This is a genomic window from Aetokthonos hydrillicola CCALA 1050 (assembly GCF_017591665.1).
GTDB classification, from domain to species: Bacteria; Cyanobacteriota; Cyanobacteriia; order Cyanobacteriales; family Nostocaceae; genus Aetokthonos; species Aetokthonos hydrillicola.
The window spans coordinates 23,881-45,018 of the sequence record NZ_JAAKGC010000008.1 but is presented as its reverse complement, the minus strand read 5'-3'; the positions used below and the strand labels follow the sequence as shown (position 1 = coordinate 45,018).

At 41.2% G+C, this 21,138-nt stretch carries 14 protein-coding genes and 1 pseudogene; 9 read left to right on the top strand and 6 right to left on the bottom strand.

The annotated features are described in order from the left end of the window. Positions 1-28: 28 nt before the first annotated feature. Both G4P69_RS05965 and G4P69_RS05960 read right to left on the bottom strand, forming a co-directional pair. Positions 29-1,456 (bottom strand): DUF1822 family protein, encoded by a 1,428-nt coding sequence (locus tag G4P69_RS05965; RefSeq protein ID WP_208339592.1) that lies wholly within the window; start codon positions 1,454-1,456, stop codon positions 29-31. Between the two features lie 18 nt (positions 1,457-1,474). Further along, a complete protein-coding gene (locus G4P69_RS05960) occupies positions 1,475-2,938 on the bottom strand; it encodes a sigma-70 family RNA polymerase sigma factor (RefSeq protein WP_208339593.1) in 1,464 nt (487 codons plus the stop codon). Positions 2,939-3,241: 303 nt separating this feature from the next. Here G4P69_RS05960 and G4P69_RS05955 point away from each other — a divergent pair, with 303 nt between their 5' ends. The 4 genes from G4P69_RS05955 to G4P69_RS05940 all read left to right on the top strand — a co-directional run bounded on the left by G4P69_RS05955 (position 3,242) and on the right by G4P69_RS05940 (position 11,413). Then, the gene (locus G4P69_RS05955) at positions 3,242-4,453 is read left to right on the top strand and encodes a phosphate ABC transporter substrate-binding protein (protein WP_208339595.1); all 1,212 of its coding nucleotides are present in this window, start codon (positions 3,242-3,244) and stop codon (positions 4,451-4,453) included. Positions 4,454-5,050: 597 nt separating this feature from the next. Beyond that, the gene (locus tag G4P69_RS05950; RefSeq protein ID WP_208339597.1) at positions 5,051-8,323 is read left to right on the top strand and encodes a tubulin-like doman-containing protein; all 3,273 of its coding nucleotides are present in this window, start codon (positions 5,051-5,053) and stop codon (positions 8,321-8,323) included. Positions 8,324-8,370: 47 nt separating this feature from the next. Next, a complete protein-coding gene (locus G4P69_RS05945) occupies positions 8,371-9,651 on the top strand; it encodes a dicarboxylate/amino acid:cation symporter (RefSeq protein WP_208339598.1) in 1,281 nt (426 codons plus the stop codon). Between the two features lie 484 nt (positions 9,652-10,135). Continuing rightward, positions 10,136-11,413 (top strand): substrate-binding domain-containing protein, encoded by a 1,278-nt coding sequence (locus G4P69_RS05940; protein ID WP_208339600.1) that lies wholly within the window; start codon positions 10,136-10,138, stop codon positions 11,411-11,413. Positions 11,414-11,503: 90 nt separating this feature from the next. Here G4P69_RS05940 and G4P69_RS05935 read toward each other — a convergent pair whose 3' ends face one another. Next, positions 11,504-11,719: a hypothetical protein gene (locus G4P69_RS05935; protein ID WP_208339602.1), complete on the bottom strand. Its 216-nt coding sequence runs from the start codon at positions 11,717-11,719 to the stop codon at positions 11,504-11,506. Positions 11,720-11,798: 79 nt separating this feature from the next. Between G4P69_RS05935 and gntT the strand changes: the two genes are divergently transcribed. Both gntT and G4P69_RS05925 read left to right on the top strand, forming a co-directional pair. Next, the gene (gntT, locus tag G4P69_RS05930; RefSeq protein ID WP_208339604.1) at positions 11,799-13,166 is read left to right on the top strand and encodes a guanitoxin biosynthesis MATE family efflux transporter GntT; all 1,368 of its coding nucleotides are present in this window, start codon (positions 11,799-11,801) and stop codon (positions 13,164-13,166) included. A 34-nt stretch (positions 13,167-13,200) separates the two neighbouring features. Beyond that, positions 13,201-14,511, top strand: coding sequence for a glycosyltransferase (locus G4P69_RS05925; RefSeq protein WP_208339605.1), 1,311 nt, complete (start codon positions 13,201-13,203; stop codon positions 14,509-14,511). Between the two features lie 39 nt (positions 14,512-14,550). On the opposite strand, the gene G4P69_RS05920 is transcribed toward G4P69_RS05925, so the two are convergent. The 3 genes from G4P69_RS05920 to G4P69_RS05910 all read right to left on the bottom strand — a co-directional run bounded on the left by G4P69_RS05920 (position 14,551) and on the right by G4P69_RS05910 (position 17,009). Further along, complete coding sequence (locus G4P69_RS05920) at positions 14,551-15,612, bottom strand: LLM class flavin-dependent oxidoreductase (protein ID WP_208339607.1); 1,062 nt, start codon at positions 15,610-15,612, stop codon at positions 14,551-14,553. Between the two features lie 55 nt (positions 15,613-15,667). After that, positions 15,668-16,615: a chorismate transformation enzyme, FkbO/Hyg5 family gene (locus G4P69_RS05915; protein ID WP_208339609.1), complete on the bottom strand. Its 948-nt coding sequence runs from the start codon at positions 16,613-16,615 to the stop codon at positions 15,668-15,670. Between the two features lie 145 nt (positions 16,616-16,760). Further along, positions 16,761-17,009 (bottom strand): hypothetical protein, encoded by a 249-nt coding sequence (locus G4P69_RS05910; protein WP_208339611.1) that lies wholly within the window; start codon positions 17,007-17,009, stop codon positions 16,761-16,763. Between the two features lie 117 nt (positions 17,010-17,126). Here G4P69_RS05910 and G4P69_RS05905 point away from each other — a divergent pair, with 117 nt between their 5' ends. From G4P69_RS05905 to G4P69_RS05895, 3 genes and pseudogenes are all read left to right on the top strand, one after another. Beyond that, entirely contained in the window at positions 17,127-20,303 is a 3,177-nt protein-coding gene (locus G4P69_RS05905; RefSeq protein ID WP_208339684.1) for a DEAD/DEAH box helicase, read from the top strand. A gap of 297 nt (positions 20,304-20,600) precedes the next feature. Beyond that, a complete protein-coding gene (locus tag G4P69_RS05900; protein WP_208339613.1) occupies positions 20,601-20,897 on the top strand; it encodes a hypothetical protein in 297 nt (98 codons plus the stop codon). A 51-nt stretch (positions 20,898-20,948) separates the two neighbouring features. Next, positions 20,949-21,089: pseudogene (locus G4P69_RS05895) on the top strand (cation:dicarboxylate symporter family transporter); the annotation flags it as partial. Between the last annotated feature and the right edge of the window lie 49 nt (positions 21,090-21,138).

Genomic DNA, 21,138 nt, shown 5'->3' with positions numbered 1-21,138 from the left:
AACTGCTCCCCCAGATGTGTTTATCTATTTAGATAACGAAATTTTCGGTAAAATTAACATCATTGAATATGACTGTAACTTGGAAACGTTCTCCCGGTAAACCACTAAAGCACAGTTGAATGAGCTTATCTTTGGCGTTTCCTTGAGGGTCGCTTCTTGCTTCGGCTTTTCCTGGTTCACCTAACTCTGGAACTACAGTGAGTTGAAGATGAGGTGGAAGAAGTGCTTGCTCATTCCTAGGTTTTACCTTGATAAATACACCAGTTGTCTGATCATTCTTTGGCATAATTGCCACAATCAATGCAACTTCATGACCTTTCAATTGCATCCCTAAGTCAACGAGCTTACCTCTTTCACGACCAGCTTTTGGGTTGTCTGGGTCAACTTTCGACAAGCTAATGGCAGCTTGCCAACGAGTGTCCGTATCTCGCGCCGTATGTAATAACTCAGTCAAAGCTTTACTTACTTTTGGGTGACCAACACCAATTCTTCCTAAAACTCCAGCAGCTTGTTTACGAATCAACTCATCTTTATCGGGTTGTAACAGGGGTATGATAGTTGCGATCGCATCCTCACTTCCAGAGGGATTTTCTTGACCTCGATTTACGCTTCTCGTTCCCCGAACTGCAATCATTTCTTTTGGAGCTAAGATATTTTCGATAGCCAGCCAACCTTCCTCAAACTGGTTTTTAAACCATTGGCTCAAGCTTACCAATACAGATTGAGTCCGCAGATTGTACAACTGCTGCCGCCATTTTTCATTTTCTATCAATGCTGCCCACTGTTCAAAATCCACTTTCAATCGCGGAGAGTACAAAGACTTTTCACTTAGTTGCGCTAACAAGTCTTCTGCTTGCGTTGATGATAAACTGGGCAGAGGGTTAATCGCTAGCTTACAATCACCTCCGAGGGAACGTGCCACCCACATAACATTTAAGTCTTCAATTAAAGATTCTTGCTTAAGCGAGTATATACGCCTTATTTTATCATATTGCCCCTGCTGTTTCAACTTTTTATGGGTAGTATACCCCCAAATGCGTATCCAGCAGTCTTCAATATTTACTTGTACTGCTAAGTAATAGTCGGCAGCCCAACTAGGAATATCTATCCATTCAGCTGGCACAGAAAATTCTGTGATGTCTATTTCGTCGCTTGGAATTAGTACAATTCGGGTCTTTCCTAACTGAATTGCTGTGCCATTGACTACATCCCAGATAGGAGATAAAGCCTCTTGAGTGGGCCATACCTCTGGCTGTTCGTTTTCTACACCCGATTCTGTTTTGAACCAATTTAAAAAGCCATCCAAAGCTAGGCGGTTGTTGGAAGCAATCGAGCGTGCTACATCATAAGAATATTTTTGCTCACTAGCAATTGTTTGTTCCATCTGCTCTGTTGAAAGTTCTAAGCATATCTGGTCTGGGTAAAGGGTTGTAAGTGCTTCTAAAATATTTGACATTTTTTTCACCTAGTGATGTTAAAATTCAGAATTAGAAATATTTTTAACGAGAGTCCGCACAAGGTCTGCAATATTCTCAGCAAGGGGATTGAGTAAATGTGAAGAAACCGAGAGCCGCTTTTGGAGCCAGTTGGTAATAGCATCTGCTAACTGTTTATCCCCTGTTTGTAGTCCTTCTCTTACTTGTGAAGGATCCATCTGCAACTCGTGCGCGATCGCCGCTTCATCCTTTAGCTCACAATAGCGCAGATACAGTAAGTATTGGCGTTGTGAGTCAAGCTGTTGCCATACTTGCTGGAACACCGAGCGAAAAATTAAATCTTGGTAATAGTGAATAAGACACCCCTCAAGTGGAGCATTCATTTGGGCAAGCATTTCGGAATCAGGTGTAATATTGAGTTCTTTTTGAGACCATTGAGCCAGTTGACTAAGTAGTTTCTGTTTTGCCTGGTTGCAAGGGCGAGAAATGTTTGTATAATGGACTGCGAAGATGGGGGCGATCGCGCGATACTTGGCTTCAAGACCGTACCTTAGTAACAGATAGTGATCAATTGTTTGGTCTATCTGGTTTAGGAATTCTGACAAAATAGCAATTAGTTGCGGAGTCTGTTCCTGTATTATTAATCGCTCTTCCTGAGAGTTAGAAGTTTCATCGATAATCGTCTCAGATAAAGGAGACGAATGTTCATTTCCACCACTAGGGGCATCTAGAGAAATGACTGGTATTGTTTGATACTTTCTCAACGCCTGAATGCATATTGACAACCATTGTTCGATCTGCGCTATATCAGCTATACCAAAAGTAGTTTGCTGGTTATATAGATTTGTTATTTCTTGGAACTGTTGATTTGTAGGTGATGGCAAAGAACGTTCGCTAGTTGGTCTTTGCTGAGCATAAACTTCTTTGAAACAGTCGTAGGCTAATAAATAGGTGTTAAGCTGCTGTTCTGTATACTCTTGTTCCAGCGCTTTTCGTAGATAAGTTCGAGAACTATACTTCAATAATCCCCACTTTGAAAGTCTACTTTGCCCCATCTGTTGGCGAATCATTTCATCGATTTTGCGCTCCATTGTTTTATAGACATAGTTTCTTAGTGGACGCCCTTGATGAAAGTTTCGGAAAAATTGCCTTGGGAAAAATTGCGTTGAATCACAAGCAATTAACAAGCCTATCTGTAAGACATCACCTATATCGTATTGGTATTGAGTGTATTGCTGGTAATTGCTCAACTTTCTATGAATCCGTCTGGCTGGATTGACGATGAATTTTCCCAAGTAAGCTGACATGTGCTTGACCGCAAGGAGATCCGGTAAATCTTTGTGACAGATTGTGAGAAATTTCCAAGCCCAATACTCCTCATTGTCATTGGGATCTGAATTAAATAGATCCGTGAAGTTTTTTTCTAATTGCTTGTCAATTTCATAAGTATAACGAATCAAAGACCCGTTGCTGTCATGAATTCTCAAGTGTGTGGAAAACATCTCCATAGTCCTCATGTGATTTCCTCCATGTGTTCCCCTCCTCTAAAATTCGCACCTCAGCAGCAAACTGCTAAGTTGTTCTTCCTTTAAATTAATTGGTTCAACTAAGAGATTTGTTGCAGTAAAAAAACGCCGGTAGGGACACCTGTTAAGTAAAGATTTGTAAAAGATTTGCTCAAGAGGCGCAACAGTTAATCGAAATCCAATTGAAACCCAGATAGCAATCTACAAGTTGAGCAATAAGCCCTTACCAAGGATTTTAACTTTACCCAAAGATAGGAACAAATAGGAGGAACTATTACCATGGCAAAAACTTGGGAGTGCGATGGTGTACCAAAAGATGGTAAATCATACGCCAACCAAAATCCGAAACAAAAGCACGAACCTTATGAAAATTTTGGAGCTGACTGTGTCATTTGCAGTTTACCGAAGGAGGCTATGGTTGGAGGGAGTAGTAAACCCTCAGGAAGTGCGATCGCAGCAGCAGTAGCTAGTCTTTTGACTTTAGCAGGTATTACCGGTGGTTACAGGATTTGGCAGTCTCAATCTTGTCCGAAGGGTGAACAAAAAATTAATGATACCTGTGTAACAGTTCGCCCCTCCGCTGCTCCTAAACAAATTCCTATAGCCCCTAATACTCCTGCTCCCACAAACACATATGCAACCCTAGCTAAAGTGCCTAATATTCCTAGAGGAATATTTAGATACGGAGGCTCAACAACATTTGCACCATTGAGGAATCCGGCGATAGTAGAGCAAATTCGTCAAGCACATGCGGAATATGAGTTAGTTTATACTGAACCGCCACCAGGAAACAAGCCTGGTTCTGGCATCGGGATCAAAATGTTAATTGACGGTCAACTGAGTTTTTCCCAATCTTCTCGACCCCTAAAAGATGACGAGTACAAAAAAGCAAAAGATCGCAATTTTCAGTTGGAACAAATACCTGTTGCCATTGATGGGATTACTATTTATGTCAATCCTCAAATATCTATCACTAATTTGACAGTTTCCCAGATTAAAGATATCTTTACTGGCAAAATTAACAATTGGAAACAAGTGGGTGGTTCCGACCTTGCAATTATTCCTATCAGTCGTGACCCAGAGGATGGAGGTACTCCTGAATATTTTAAAGAAACAGTCTTAGAACAAGCTGATTTTGCTAATTCTGTACAACCTTATGCGAGAGACACCACAGGCGCAATCAGAAAGGTCGCTACAACTCCTGGTGGAATAGGTTACGCCACTGCTTCAGAAGTCTGCAACCAAACTTTAATCAAGCCTCTCTCAATTGGGAAATCAGTTGCTCGGGGTTTTGTTGCTCCTTGTAACGGAAAGGAAGTCAATAAAACTGTTTTTGTCAAAGACACTTACCCGATTACCAGACGACTGTTTGTGGTGATTAAACGAGATGGGAAATTCGATGAACAGTCAGGTGTAGCCTATGCCAACATACTTTTGAGCGATGAAGGTCAACAAATAGTAAATCAAGCTGGCTTGATACCTCTGCGCTAGATAAGACAATGGTTTCTTCTAAATCTACATTTAATACCCCAAATCCATGACCAGATTTCGTCGTAGTTTTTGGTTATACCCTTTGTTTCAAATTCCATTGATATTGTTTGCAGTTTGTCTAGTTGCGGTGGCTTTATGTGGGAGTTTTAACAGTAACCATAGATGGGTTAATTTCTGGCAGTGTTGTGCCTTGATTGCTTTTATGTGGTTGATAGCCCTACCCCTAGACAAACTTATTTTTCAAGGCTTATTTAAGCTACCAATGAATTTGAGCGGACAGTTAGTAATAGCAAACAGTCTATTTTGGACTGTGCTTATATCCTTAATTATGTGTAAAGTAATAGGTTTACCGTTTTTATCATCGTCCTAAAATCCGTGATGAACAAAAAGGAGTCAGGAGTCAGAATTCAGGAGTCAGAATACACCATTCATAAAGGGATAGTGTGTTAGGAAAAATTTCAACCCCTCCGCACGGAAACGAGAAGGGCACGTGGTTTTTACCAACAACTTCCCAAGCTGACTCCTGGCTCCTGACTCCTGAATTCTTCTTCATAAAACTCATTTTATTCTAAAAATATGAACATTAAGGAGATAATTATGCAAGAAAAAACAATTGTTCCCACTATATTAGTTGGTGTAGGTGGAACAGGAGTAGAAGTATTATCACGCGTGCGGCGATTAGTGGAAGAAACTTATGGTAGTTTAAAAAAATTTCCGATAATTAGTTTTCTGAGTATTGACACAGATAAAGATTACAAAGTTAGTAACCCAGAAGCAGCTGGTTTCGCTTTACAAGACCATGAAAAACATTGGGCGAGTGTCAGCGGTAGAGAAGTACAAGACATTATGTCTAATATGGAAAATTATCCGTGGATTGAATCTTGGTTTCCCAGAGAATTAGAGCGTAATATTGGTGCATTAGAAGCTGGTGCAGGTCAAATTCGTGGCTGCGGTCGCTTTGCCTTTTTTTATAATTACCAGAAGATAAAATCCAGGTTTTATGAGGCATGTGACCGTGTAAAAGGTCATGATAACTTTATGCTAGATAAACATGGTATTAGAGTCCAAAGTGGCAGTCTAAATGTTTTTATCGCCGCCTCTATTTCTGGTGGTACTGGTAGCGGTATGCTGATTGACCTAGGTTACTGTATTCGTAAATGGCTCAAAGGTCAGGGAAGTCCTTTAATTACAGCAATTGCGCCGATGCCAAATGCTTTTGCCAATATTAACGTGGGTGACCGTGTTCTTGCTAATGGCTACGCCGCATTGATGGAATTAAGCTATTTTTCTGATCATAGAACAGAGTATGTAGCTCACTTTAGCTCTGGTTTGGTAGATGAAGTTCGCAGCAAACTTCCACCTTTCGACTTCACTTATTTAGTTGGTACTAATAATGGCGAAAGTGAGTTTAATATTGAGCAATTACGAGAGATGATATCTCAGAATATTTTCTTAGACTTAACATCTGATTTTGCTCCTCATAAACGCTCAATTCGAGATAATATTAAAAGCTCATGGGCACAAGCAGATCCAGGTGGTAGGGGCTATCCTAAAAACTTCATGAGCTTTGGTCTGGCGACAATTGAAATTCCTTTGGCGCAGATTCGCGCTTCTTTATCTAGTCGTTTATGTAGAGATTTGATAAGTTGGTGGTTAAATGAAACTGTGCCTCTACCACCAAATGTTTTAGATTTGGTACAAGATGATATTCTCAAACGCTTGCGGTTAACAGAAGCCGAATTGTTGACAGATATAGCTGCCGCAAAAGATAAATCCTATATATCAGAAATTTCTGCCTGGGTAAATACTATCCGCAGTGAAATCGCTACAGATAATAAACTGCAATGTACTTATCAGGGTATAAATGTTATTGGAGCAGAGGGTGGTAAAATTTTGGAGTTTGACAAATATCTGACTTCTAAAGTTGATGAATATCGTGTCAATCACTTGCGGGATTTAAGCACTGATGAGCGCACCCACGGCGATTTTCTCCAAAAAATGTACGACAACCGCAATCGCATTATTCAACAAGGTAGAAAAGCATTAGAGTTGGAATTTTATACTATCATTAGCGATCGCAATCGGGGTTCAAAATTTGCCGATGCTTTTCTGACCACGGTGCGTCAGCTATTCACCAGCAAAGCTGAAAAATTTCGCCGAGAATCTGAAAAAACTTGGCAAGCTAACGAAATTAATCGTCAGCGACAGTATGAAGCAGCACTGCAAGATATCATTCAATTTAAAACCTTGTTTGGTGTAACAAAACAAGCCCAAATGGAGCAATATTGCGAGGATTCACTTACAGGTGTAGAAGCTAGCTTCATCGCTTTTATTCAACGTAAAAGCCGTACTTTAGCTTTAGAAGTTATTGCGCGGATGCACGAACATTTAGATTTAATGGAACAGCGACTAGCAAGGTTTAATCAAAAATTGAAACAACTACGTGATGATTATAAACAAAAAGCTGATTATGAAGCCGACAGTGCTGATGCACTCAAAATCAACGGGTTTAAGCTTTATAACCGTGAAGAACTCAATCTGCTTTATCAAGATATGATTGAACAGTTAGCGGGATCTTCTGAAGGTAACCAGAGTCGGTATGAAATTGGACTAAATCAAGTTTGCTCTCTCATCTCGGAAGATGTGTTGAAACATACCAGCCAACTGTGGAAACAAACCCGTGCAGCAGGTGAAGTTATGCAGCTATTCGACATCACTCAATTGCATAACGTGCATGATGATGACTTTAAAGAAATCATTGCCAAAAAGACCCAGCTAGTTATGGAAAATTCTCCCCAACAAAGTCGATTTAAACAGGATTTAGCAGCCTGCGATCGCCTTTTAAAAACTTTACAAAATGACCCAGAAGCAATTCGCAGCAACATTCGGCTCGCTCATCAAAAATCCCAACCCCTGATACTACTTTCTCAAGCAGTTCTCTGTGGTGCTGATGCTGGGTTTACCCCTACCATAAATACTAAAGTTGGCATAGTCGGCGGTCAGAACACCAGCGATCCAGCTGCCATCAAACTGATACCCTATTTACAAGAACGGGTAGGAAATGCTGACTCTATCACCCCCCTAGGACAACAAGAACGGTATCGGATTGTTTTTGTCCAAGAAAAAGGCGGTTTTTCTTTGCGTTGTATTGATGGGATGCGGGAACTGCGTCAATCCTACCAAGACTGGAAAGGAAAGTCGATTGAAGCAAAAAGAGCGCGTCTTAAGGGTGAAAACAAAGATCTTCCCATCCCCGTGCACATGCAAAAAGAACCTCCTTTTTGGGATATCTTTCCTGAAAATCCAGAACTGTTTACATTAGTGGTGCAAGCAAGAGCCTTTCAAGTATTGAGACTAGAGTCAAACCGCAACACCAAAGAAAAGGTAATTCGCTACACTCGCAAAACAAAAATTGGGTTAGAAAATATAGAGATCGCTTCTAGTTGGGAAGAAGTGGTACAAGTGTTGGAAGTGTTAGCATGTCGCCCTGATAAAGAAGAAATTCGCCGTCAGGTGCTAGAAAAACTACAAAATGCCAACCAACCACAGGATAAGCACAACTTGTATGACAAACTCATCACTTATCTAATACAGCGAGAAGCGGAACTGGAGGAGTTTGGTGGAAGCGATAGCCCAGAATACAAGCGCGAAGCTGCAATTATTGAAGATGTCATCACCGTTTATAAACTCAAAGATGACAAAATTATTGATTCACCAATAATTCCCTCGATGACATCTAACCGAATAGAGGAAACTTCATCTGCTTCTGTTTTCTGTAACCAATGCGGTCTGAACAACCCAACAAAGTCGAATTTCTGCTTTAAGTGTGGTACCCAGTTGGTCAAATATCCAGCGTCGTCTCACAACTGATACAAGCGTTGGCGCTTCCTTGCTTAATAAAGATTTGGAGAAAAATTATGGTTCCGTTTGAAACTAAAGCGCTTCCAGTCTGGGAACGTATTCCGCTATACGTGCAAATTGTATTAGCCCTGACTCTAGCAGCGTCTTTAGGCATATTACTAAGTGCTAGTCAACCCAGTCCGATCCATACTGCCTTAATCAACAACCTGGCAATCCCAAGCAACTTAATTTTAAAAGCTCTACGCGCCCTCGCCACACCACTGATTTTTCTGGCAATACTGCACGCGTTTCTAACCGCCGAAATTCCTGGCAAATCCGGTCGCCGTCTTGCGTTTCTCCTGCTTACCAATACTACTGTCGCCATTTTGATCGGTTTATTGGTTGCCAACGTACTACAACCAGGAAAATGGGGTCATTTTCACGCCCCGCAAGAGAAAGCTGCAATTAGCAAAGCGTTTGACCCTTGGAGCTTAATCACTGACAGCGTGCCTGATTCAGTTATCAAACCCCTCGTTGATAATAACGTCCTCCAACTCATCTTCGTCGCCCTAGCTTTTGGAGTGATGCTACGTGCCTTGAAAACAGAGCAAATAGCTTCAAGCAAAACAGACTACCTGCCAATTGAGCAAGCGATCGCGATTTTGTTAGAAGCTGTGATGGGTATACTCAAATGGGTTATTGTCCTGGTTCCGCTAGCAGTTTTTGGCATTGTCGCCAAAACGATTGCTCTTCATGGCTTTTCGCCCTTTAAATCTCTTGGTGCTTTCATTGTTGCGGTGTTAATTGCTTTGTTATTGCAAAGCTGTTACTATTTAATGCGATTGTATTTAGGCTCATGGGTGAGTCCGCAACGCTTCCTTGTTGGAGCTTCTGATGCACTGTTTACAGCGTTCTCTACAGCTTCCTCCAATGCAACTGTCCCAGTCACTTTTAAAGCTCTTTTGGAAAAAGTCGGTTTGCAAGAATCTTCTGCGTCCTTGGGTGTGCTAGTAGGTTCAAACTTCAACAACGATGGGACTGCTCTTTATGAAGCGATGTCTGCTTTATTTGTTACTCAAATACTAGGGTTGCATTTAACCTTAGCACAGCAGTTCATTGTTGTGCTGACTTCTATATTTGCCTCAGTTGGTGCTGCTGGTATTCCTGAAGCTGGCTTGGTGACAATGACGTTAGTGTTTACTGCTGTTGGCTTACCGACTCAGTACATTGTTTTATTGATCACTGTAGACTGGTTCCTTGATCGCTGTCGCACCACTATCAATGTTATGGGAGATATGACTATTAGTTGTTTACTAGATGGGAAAAAACAACACAACCCTGTTAAAGAGCTTCTTTGAGGAAAGTTTTAACGCGGTGTAATTGTCCTTTTGTTCCATAACTCTGCTTTGCTTGCTTGCACTGTCGACAAATGATTGTATAATATTTTAGGTAACATAGGGGCACTCTAGGAATAATGGATCTGAAGTCTTTTTCTCCGAGTTTATTGTTATCGCGATCTAATCCAGTTTACGCTGGGACTGCTACTTCACGCCTTACCTATATCCTGGATAATTTTTTATCGCAAGCTCCGAAAATATGGTGCGAAGGTATTCCTTAATTGTTGGGAAGAAGTAACTTTAAGGAGTTCTCCTGTAGATGTAACGGGCTAGTTCCAAAAAACACAAACAAGATCCCTGACTTCTCTTTGAAGTTAGGGATCTGGATGTTTTAAGACGTTGATTTTTGCATAATCTCTGGATGATGCAAAATCTCTCTGTTTGAGAGAGTATTCTGGCTTTACCTAAAGATATTCACAAAAGCATATTAGGAGGAACGCTTACCATGGCAAACAGTTGGAAGTGCGATGGTGTGCCGAAGGATGGTAAGTCATACGCCAGCCAAAATCCGAAACAAAAGCACGAACCTTATGAAAATTTTGGTGAAGAGTGTGTTATTTGCGGGTTACCGAAGGAAGCTATAGTTGACGGTAGTAGTACACTCCCAGGAAGTGCGATCGCAGTCGGAATCATCGCGATTTTGGCTTTAGCGGCTGTTACTCGTGGTGACGATATTTGGCAATCTCAATTTTGCCTCAAGGGTCAACAAAAAATTAATGGTACCTGTGTAGCAGTTCCTTCCTCCAATTATTCAGCTTCTACACCTACTACCAAACCATCTCCCACTGCGTCTAGTAATCCTTCTAAAGTCGTAAGTTCTCCTGTTTCGACGAGCATGTATGCCACCACCTTGGCTGAAGTGGCTAATGTTCCCAGGGGAATAGCTAGATATACAGGCTCAACAACCTTTGCACCACTCAGGACTCCGGGGATCCTAGAGAAAATTCGTCAAGCCCACATCGGATATGAGTTAGTTTATGTTGAACCGCCACCAGGAAACAAGCCTAGTTGTAAAATCGGTATCAAAATGCTGATCGAGGGACAACTGAGTTTTTCCCAATGTTCTCAACCTGTAAAAGATGACGAGTACAAAAAAGCAAAAGACCGGAATTTTCAATTAGAACAAATACCTATTGCCATTGATGGGATTGCTATTTATGTCAATCCTAAAATATCTATCCCTAATTTGACACTCTCCCAGCTTAAAGACATCTTTACTGGCAAAATTAACAATTGGAAAGAACTGGGTGGTCCTGATCTTGCAATCATTCCTATTAGTCGTGATCCGCAGGATGGAGATACTCCTGATTATTTTAAAGAAATAGTCTTAGAAAAAAGTGACTTTGCTGATTCTGCACAACCTTATGTGAGTGACACGACAAGCGCACTCAAAAAGGTGGCAGACACTCTAGGAGGGATAAGTTATGCCACTGCTTCACAAGTCTGCAACCAATCTTTAGTAAAGCCTATCTCAATCGGGAGATCAGCTAATCGGGGTTTTGTGGCTCCTTGTAACGGAAAGGAAGTTAATAAAACTGATTTTGCTAAAGACATTTACCCGATTACTCGACGGTTGTTTGTGATGGTTAAACGAGATGGCAAATTAGACGAACATTTGGGCGTAGCTTATGTCAATATGCTTTTGAGTGATGATGGTCAACAAATAGTAAATCAAGCAGGCTTGGTACCTCTGCGGTCAATAAAATCAGGTTCACCTAAATAATGCGGTGAGCGCGAGACGCTGGGACACAGAGAATTTTTTATCGTAAGTGATTAGCCAAACATGATAATGCTGGAGTAGTTCACAAATCTTCTATCGCCATCGGCACAGCATGAAACCGGCTATTAACGATAAGATAAACATTAATCCTGCTGCCCAGCCGTAAGCTGATGCAAGACCAACAATTCTACTGAGTGGTTGACTCACAAAAGGAGATAGAAACTGACCCAAGAAAAAGGAGGTTGTAATACCGCTTACAACTCTCCCGCGTAATATGTCTGGTGTAACTGAAGTCAAGCAAAGGTTCATATTGGGCATTTTTATAGTCTATGAAAAATGTATAGTTTCATGTAAAATTGACGAGTCCAGACGATTAATTCGTATATCAATGAATTTTATTCTTCCAAGTGAGTACGATTTTGTGTACCGCTTTTACCGCTTAGCAACTATTAATTTTCTATCTAATCTCATGGTCCCACTATCAGGACTAATCAGCGTTGCTTTTTTAGGTAATCTAGGAGACATTAACGTCTTAGCAGGGGTCGCCCTAGCTAACATATTCTTTAACGTTATCTACTTTTCTCTTTCCTTCCTACGCATGGCAACTACCGGGGTGACAGCCCAAGCTATTGGGAAAAATGATCCACAGGCAGTACTATTGGTTGGCTTACGGAATGCCTTAATCGCTTTGGGATTAGGAACAGCGCTCGTGATCTTGCAACATCCTTTGCGAGAAGTGGGATTTGCTTTGTTGAATGGTACCCTCGACATCAAAGCCTCAGGAATTGCCTATTTCAACGCTCGTATTTGGGCAGCACCTGCTGTATTACTGAACTTTGTTCTTATCGGTTGGCTGATGGGACAAGAGCAGAATTGTAAAGTCTTGGTGTTGTCAATTATTGGTAATGCTGCGAATATTATCCTGGACTATCTGCTTATTGCAAAGTTGGGCTTAAATAGTACGGGTGCTGGAATAGCTCAAGCGTCCAGCCAGTATATTATGCTGTTAATAGGCATAGTCTTTGCAAGCTCAGGTATTCAATGGAAAGATATTCGAGCGGTCATTCCAAAACTACGCGATTTATCTGTTTTTAAAACCACTTTTGCTTTGAACATAGATATATTTACGAGAACTGTGACTGAAGTGTCCGTTGTGAGCTTCTCTAATAATCTGGGTGGATTGATGGGAACAATACTCTTCACTCAGAACGCCTTGCTGTCCCAGATAGTATTTATCAGTCTCTACCCTACTGAGGGATTCGGTTATGCGGTTGAAACGTTAATCGGAAATTTTAAAGGTCAAGAAAGAAAGGAAAAATTTCTCCCGTTAATAAGAGTTTCATTGATAAGCGGTTTACTACTAACATTTAGCATTGCCGGAACATGTGTTCTCTTTCCTCGCACTGTATTTGGTATTTTTACTAACCATACTGAAATCACTGGAGATATTGATACTTATGTTTGGTGGTTATTCTTTATACTAGGGTTCTCTTCATCTTGCCAAACGCTGGAAGGATATTTTTTGGGTTTAGCCAACGGATCTGTTATTCGTAACATTAGCTTAATCACGACGGGCATTGCATTTACTCCATTAGCTATAGCAACCTGGTATTTTCACAACAACCATATTCTGTGGCTATCTAAATCTTTGTTTTTAGTTACCAAAACATTTCTTCTCTCAATATATGTGTTAAAATCCCTTGCAAATAATATCGATGATTACAAACTTAGTTATCGTACAGTTGATAACAACTAATCAGCCTTTCTAGAGTTTGTCTATCAAGCTATTTATGAGTCGTTTTCTTTTTGGTACAATATCTTTGACTGGACACGTTAATCCATGCTTGCCCATTGTTCGCTCTCTTGTAGAGCGTGGACATGAAGTTTTGTGGTATACAGGCATTGGGTTCAAATCGAAAGTCGAAGCAACTGGCGCATATCACATTCCTATACTGACGGGATTAGATCTTTCTTCTGCTAACCCAATACATCAATCTTTTATAGAAAAAAAGAATTCTTTAAATGGGCTAAATAAGCTTAAGTATTCCCTCAAGCATCATTTTATAGACTCGGCTGTGGAGCAGTTGAAGGCATTGACTGATATCCTGCATCAGTTTCCAGCGGATATTCTGGTAGCTGATTCGTATTTTTTGGGAGCCTCTTGGCTTCATGAAATAGGAGGACCACCCTGGGCAGCGCTGAATACGACTGGACTCCTCCTAAATAGCGACGATACAGCTCCTTTTAGCTCAGCAATAAAACCAGATGCCTCAACTTTGGGACGTTGGCGTAATTGTTTTTTGAACTGGTTGTACCCAGAAGTCTTATTTAACGATGTCACTGCCTATCTAGACCAAGCTCGAGGTAGCGTTGGATTGCCACCATTACACCAAGGTTTTTTCAATGCCACCTTATCACCTTTTCTGTTTTTGCAGGCAACTGTTCCAGAGTTTGAGTATCCCCGTAGTGACTTGCCACCCAGCGTACACTTTATCGGCTCGTTATTGCCAGAACCATCCACTTTTTTTACGCCCCCTGCTTGGTGGGATGATCTCAACAGCGGCAAGCCAGTCATCCACGTCACACAAGGTACAGTGGCTACTAATCCTGAGAATTTGATAGTTCCTACGCTCCGCGCACTTGCTAACGAAGATGTTCTTGTTGTAGCCACCATAGGTGGTAAGTCTCTTACAAGTATTAAATTTGACAATTATCCAGCAAATGCCAGGATCGAACAGTTTGTTCCGCATTACCATCTTCTGCCACACGTCAATGTTATGGTCACTAACGGTGGGTATGGTGGTGTACAGGCAGCTCTAAGTTTTGGTGTCCCACTGGTTGTTGCTGGTCAAACAGAGGACAAGCCAGAAGTTTGCGCCAGAGTAGAGTGGGCAGGGGTTGGGATTAATCTCAAAACCAACAAGCCAACACCAATACAGGTCAGAGATGCTGTGAGGAAAATTCTCACCTCAGCCGACTATCAAAAGAAGGTTCAACTGTTTCAAGCTCAGATTGCCCGTTATAACGCAGCAAAAGAAGCTGTTATTCTGCTTGAGCAGTTAGCAGCCACAAAACAGCCCGTTTTGAGGGTTCTGTCGTAAAAACAGTAAGCGGGTAGGGTTAAATACTGGTAGGTAGGATTAATGAACTTGGGTAAAATGGGGCATGACTTCCTGAGCAAAAAGCCTGATAGAAGCTTCCGCATCTTTGAGTACAATGGTGTTGAAATTGACCTGCAAAGAGGCAATCTCGAAACCACCAACCTGTTCATAATAGTGACTGATCATATCCTGTATTTGGGCTGGTGTGCCGATCCATGCTGATCCTTTCTCTATCTGGGATTCGAAAGTTTCCTGTTTTAGTCCAGCAATGATTTTATCGTAACCAAGATAGTCAAAAGAACTGACACCATCTACCCATTCGGATGCTGCTTCTACCAAAGACTCTAAATAATAAATCAGGGGTTGACGGGCAGCAGCGATCGCCTCCTCCATACTGGTCGCACAAAACATATGAAAAGCCAACATAACCTTTCCTTGACCAGGATAGCCCGCAGATTTCCAAGCATCTCGATAAAGTTTGATCAACTCGGCCATCTTACCTCCTGCCAGAGGAATAGCCATAATACCATACCCTTTTTGACCTGCTGCCACAAAGGATTCTGCACTGGCTAGAGCAGCTACCCAAAAAGGAGGACGAGGTGTTTGGGTAGGACGAGGCAGAGAAGTCACATTAGCAAAGTGATGGAATTGCCCGCTCATCGTCACATTTTCTTCCTCCAGCAGATAACGCACCTGTGCCATTCCTTCTTCAAATCGCTCACGGCTCTCGTTTAAGCTAATCCCAAATCGGTTGAATTCGTGGGGTAGAAAGGCACGAGCGAAACCAACTTCTAATCGACCATGAGAGATGGCATCTAACATCCCAATCTCTCCAGCTAGTTTCAAGGGGTTGTTAAAAACGGGTAGTACAGCCCCTGTGATCAGACGGGCTTTTTGAGTGCGTTGAGATGCTGCACTTAGGAAGATGATCGGATTAGGACTGTATCCACCATATCGATGGAAGTAATGCTCAACAGTTCGCACATGAGTGTAGCCCAGTTCATCACAAAGACTTACTAACTGCAGGGCTTCATCAAAGTATTGCTGACCAGATTTTTCTTGAGGGCTGACATTAGGAAAAAATTGTAAACCAAATTCCATAGCGCTTTCAAATTAGTTAAGGAACAAATTAAACCATTTCACACTCAACGAACTGCTATCGCTCTTTTTCAGTGATGGTGGTCTCAATCTCAATATCTAAATCTACTCGACAGATATCCGAATGTAGGTAGATGAGATGGTCAGTTGGTAGAAAGTTTTCTGCAACCATTTTTTGGACAATCAGTAGATCCGACGGATGGCGAAGATAGATTGTAAAGTGACGATCATATAGTTCAGGATCTGGAAAATTATTACCAAATCCCATCCGTTCCAATACTAGGCTCATATTATCCAGGGTGATGTAGAATTGTTTGACAATATCTCCTTTGCCGAGCGATTCATGTCCTTTAATACTTGCCGTTCCTGATAAATAACCTATGCGGTTACCTTGAGCGATGGTCACTGTACCCCTAGCAAAGCTCGGAGAACGAGGTCCATATTGGCGCGGATAGGAAAATGCGGAAACCTGTTCAGGGTTCTCAACATTCAAGATGTTTTCTTTAGTAGCTATAAAGTAAATGACATAAGTATCTTCAGTGATACCCACACCTGTCGCAGCAGGTAATTTAACCTGAAAATCTTCTCCATAAAACTTTTCAAATGCTAGTGCGCGTCCCTTGCAAAATGACTTGTAATTTTCTAACCCTCTACTTTCATCATTAATGTAGGGGATATAGTTCCAGATTCGACAGAGATTCCAATTTCGGGTGAGGGCTAACAAATCAAGATAGATATCATATACCGTGTTTTCCATCGGATAAGTGATTGATTTTACTAATGCACCGATCAATTGATTGTCTGTTTCTAATATATGAAAATCTCTATCTTCATAAGTTATAACGTTTCTAACTGTGCTGAGCGGGTACAAACTTGTTAATTTCTTGTCAAGAACCGGAATGCTAACTTTCAAATGAATCTCATTGAATCTAGAACAGCAACTGGTTCGTATATGTCCAAAATCAATGCGTAACTTCCCCTTAGAAGTGCGTCTAGGATTCAACATACTCAAGAATTTAATTAGTTTCAGAATCTATTGAATACTCTAACATCTCAAGTCAAAAGTTTTTACTTTTCATGGAAAGTCCTCAACTCATGAAATACCAATATCATTAATACTTACAATCTATGTAAATTATATAATTTAGGACTTACGCATTGACAGAAATCATCAGATATGATGTAGGAATTAATAGCGCCTCAGGAAAGGATTTTTCCACCCCCTCTAACAGTTCAACTGGATCGTCCTCAGTTAGAATGTTTAGACGAATCATTTGGTGGTACTGTTCAACATTAAAGCGCCAAACTGCTTCCGTTGGCACAGATGGAGTTTGCCTGGAGGTGGAGACAGACACAAAATTATTGACCTTTGACTTTTGCATCTGATCGTAGCACTTCATGATAATCCCCATCGCCGCGTCTAAAACATAAGAATCTTTTTATATTTGTGCCATATCGGACACTTTTACTTTGGTAGAGTTAATTTAATACGCGTAGAATTTATTAAAGGTATAGTGGTGAAAGTCCTTCATGGTACCTGGATACCGAATATAGTGAGCGACTTTGTTCAGCCTGGGTCTTTTTACCTATGGGTAGAAACCCCTATCCATAAAAAAATCCGCGCTTACAAACAACACCCAGGACATCTAGCACACGATGAATTAGCGACTTTTGTTGTGCAGGAGTTGGGAATCAAAGAACCAGCAACTAAAATAACTGAACGGATATCTCCTAAATATTTTGCCCTGCCAACCGCCAATGATAAACCCCTACCTTCACCAGAATTGGTCAAGTATTTAGAAATTGAAATTCCTGAAGACTATGACGGGTTTCAATATTGGAAGATCGACTGCTATGAAGTGGTAGGGATTCCCAAAGCTAATTCTCCACAAACACCAAAACCTATTAATGTTATCAAACTCCTCAACGATATCCACTTTTTAGCTTTACATAACTCTAGCGAACTTCAAATTGGGTCGGATCTCTTGTTTTGGTATCACTATACACAAGCTTTTAAACAAGTGATTCTTAAAGACCAGTATATTCCAGCACTAAAATATCGGCAGTTAGAAACGACTACAACCAAGAAAAAAGGTAAGCAACAGACATCACAAGCGTTTGAAATTTACGCAACGTGGAAAATTATGTCTCCTGCATACGAATCAAGTATAAAAAAATACATTAACCATATACCACTGATTTGTCTATCAGGTTCATCATCACCCAGCGATGAAGTTCAGTTTTTTGACAAAGAAACACTATTGCGTCACTTCTCTGAGTCCTTGCTCTACAATTTAGTGACTCACACACCCTCAACGGCTGCTTTTGACAAGCAGATTGCTGACTCTTTAATATATCAGTGTCTATATCCCCAGCGACACAATCCACTCACGACGAAAGCTGCTTTAGAAGAATACAAACAATGGATTGCTTGGAAAACTAAAATAACCCGTACCCAAAGCGACTCTCCTTTTAATCTTTGCTTGCAGTTGCACTCCGCTACACCAGATAATGTGGACAATTGGCAAATGCAGTTTCTGGTAGCAAGTAAGCAAGATCCTTCCCTCAAGGTAGCGTTGGCTGACTACTGGACGATGAGTCAAAAAACTAAAGCAGGAGTACACACACAGTTTGGCAAAGAGTTTGAAACTAATTTGCTATTAAATCTGGGATATGCAGCGCGAATGTATCCTAAATTATGGCAGGGATTGGAAACTGATCGCCCTACTGGATTGCGACTGACTTTAGAAGAAGCATTTGACTTTCTTAAAGAAAGTGCTTGGGTGTTGGAAGATGCAGGTTTTAAAGTAATTGTACCTGCTTGGTACACCCCTACTGGTCGTCGTCGTGCCAAGATTCGTTTGAAAGCATCGGCTCCTAAGCAAACTGCAACTAAAACTGAAGCGAAAAGCTATTTTAGTTTAGACTCTCTAGTGGAGTATCAGTACGATTTGGCGATTGGTGATGAAACGGTAACTCCTCAAGAGTGGGAACAACTTATTAACGCCAAAGCACCTTTAGTGCATTTTCGCGGTCAGTGGATAGAATTAGACCGAGATAAAATGCAGCAATTGTTAGAATTTTGGCAATCCCACGGCGATGAGCAACCACAGATGAGTTTACTGGAGTTGTTGCAACGCAGTGCGGAAATAGGGGAAGAGTGGGAAATTGAACATGACCAAACTTTGTCGGAAATGATGGCGAAGCTGCAGGATAAAAGCCAGTTGGAGCCCGTTTCGGACTTACCTCTGCAAGGAACTCTACGAGAATACCAAAAGCGAGGGGTGTCTTGGTTGGATTACCTAGAAAGATTGGGATTAAATGGGTGTCTAGCAGACGATATGGGTTTAGGAAAATCGGTGCAGGTAATTGCTAGACTCGTGCAAGAGCGACAGGAAGGGGTATCGGTATTACCTACACTATTAATTGCTCCTACTTCAGTCGTGGGGAATTGGCAAAAGGAAATTGCTAAGTTTGCACCGCAGTTGAAAACAATGGTGCATCACGGTAGCGATCGCCTCCAAGATCAGGCTTTTAAAGCAGCTAGTCTACAGCATGATGTGGTGATTACCTCTTTTACCCTGGCGCGCAAAGATGATAAACTGCTCAACAGTGTAGAGTGGCAACGAATTGTGCTCGATGAAGCACAAAACATCAAAAATCCTAAAGCTGCTCAAACTAGAGCTATTTTAAAATTATCTGCTAAGCACCGGCTCGCATTAACCGGAACTCCTGTAGAAAACCGGTTATTAGATCTCTGGTCAATTTTTAATTTTCTCAATCCCGGATATTTAGGGAAAGAAGCACAGTTTCGCAAGTCCTTCGAGATTCCAATTCAAAAGGAAAACGATAAAGTCAAATCAACTACACTGAAAAAATTAGTTGAACCTTTCATTTTACGAAGAGTCAAGACAGACAAATCTATCATCAGCGATTTACCTGATAAAGTAGAGCAGAAATTATACACAAATCTTACAAAGGAACAGGCATCGCTTTACGAGGTAGTCGTTAAAGACGTAGAAGAAAAATTAGAAAAAGCTGAGGGGATTGAACGCAAAGGATTAATTCTGTCAACACTGATGAAATTGAAGCAGATCTGTAACCATCCAGCACAATTTTTGCAGGATGGAAGCGAATTTTCTACTGAGCGATCGCACAAACTTGGTCGCTTAGCAGAAATGGTAGAAGAAGCTATTTCCGAAGAAGAAAGCCTTCTCATTTTCAGCCAGTTTACTGAAATATGCGAAGGTATTGAAAAATATATAAAACACACTTTACATTCTAACACTTATTATCTACATGGAGGAACCAGCCGGAAACGTAGGGAAACAATGATTACAGAATTCCAAGATCCAAATACAGAACCCTCCGTTTTTATCCTTTCCCTAAAAGCTGGTGGTGTAGGTATTACTCTTACCAAAGCTAACCACGTCTTCCATTTTGACCGATGGTGGAACCCAGCAGTTGAAAATCAAGCAACAGACCGCGCTTTCCGCATAGGACAAAAGAAAAACGTCTTTGTTCATAAGTTTGTTGCTATTGGCACTCTAGAAGAACGGATCGATCAGATGATCGAAGATAAGAAGAAACTCTCTTCTGCTATAGTAGGCAGTGACGAGTCTTGGCTGACAGAACTGGATAACGAAGCCTTTAAGCAACTCATAGCCTTGAATAAAAGTGCAATACTAGAGTAGAAAAACGGGCGTTGCATAATAGAGGGAGGAATTGAGGCATGCTACTGTGAATTGTTGCTTTGTAGGTGATGGTAAGGGATTTCTACCAGTTGCTCTTTGTTGACGCACCCACTCCTAGAAGGAGTGGGATTCGTGCGGGTAGCCACACCAGCTATGTAAAGATTTGTAAAAGATTCATAAAAAAGGCGCAACGGTTAATCGAAACGCAATTGAAAACCAAATAGCAATCTACGAATTGAGCAATAGGAGGGTACAACCGATGATTCAGTCTGAAACAGATTAGGAGGAAAGGTTCTCATGGTAAAAAGTTGCTCCCGTGATGGTGTACCAAAAGATGGGAAGTCGTACGGTAACCAAAATCCGAAAGGAACACACAGCCCTTATCAAAATTTTGGATCAGATTGCGTCATTTGTGGCTTACCGAAGGAAGCTTTGGTTGGCGGTACTAGTAAAGGTGTACGAGGTGCGATCGCCGCAGTGATAGTTGGTATTTTGACTTTGGCTGCTGTTACTAGCGGTTACGGGATGTGGCAATCTCAATCTTGCCCTAGCACAACGAGAAGTAGAACTAGAGGAGTTTGGTGGAAGCGATAGCCCAGAATACAAGCGCGAAGCTACAATTATCGAAGATGTCATCATTAACCCTTAGGTGTGCTAGTTGGTGGTAACTTCAACCACGATGGAACTGCTCTCTATGAAGCGATGTCTGCTTTGTTTGTGACTCAAGTACTAGGGTGGCATTTAAGCATACCACAGCAGTTCATTGTTGTACTGACTTTTCGCTTTAATGATTCTCCTGCTGATTCCTGACTTTAATGCAGGGTTAGCTGCGATC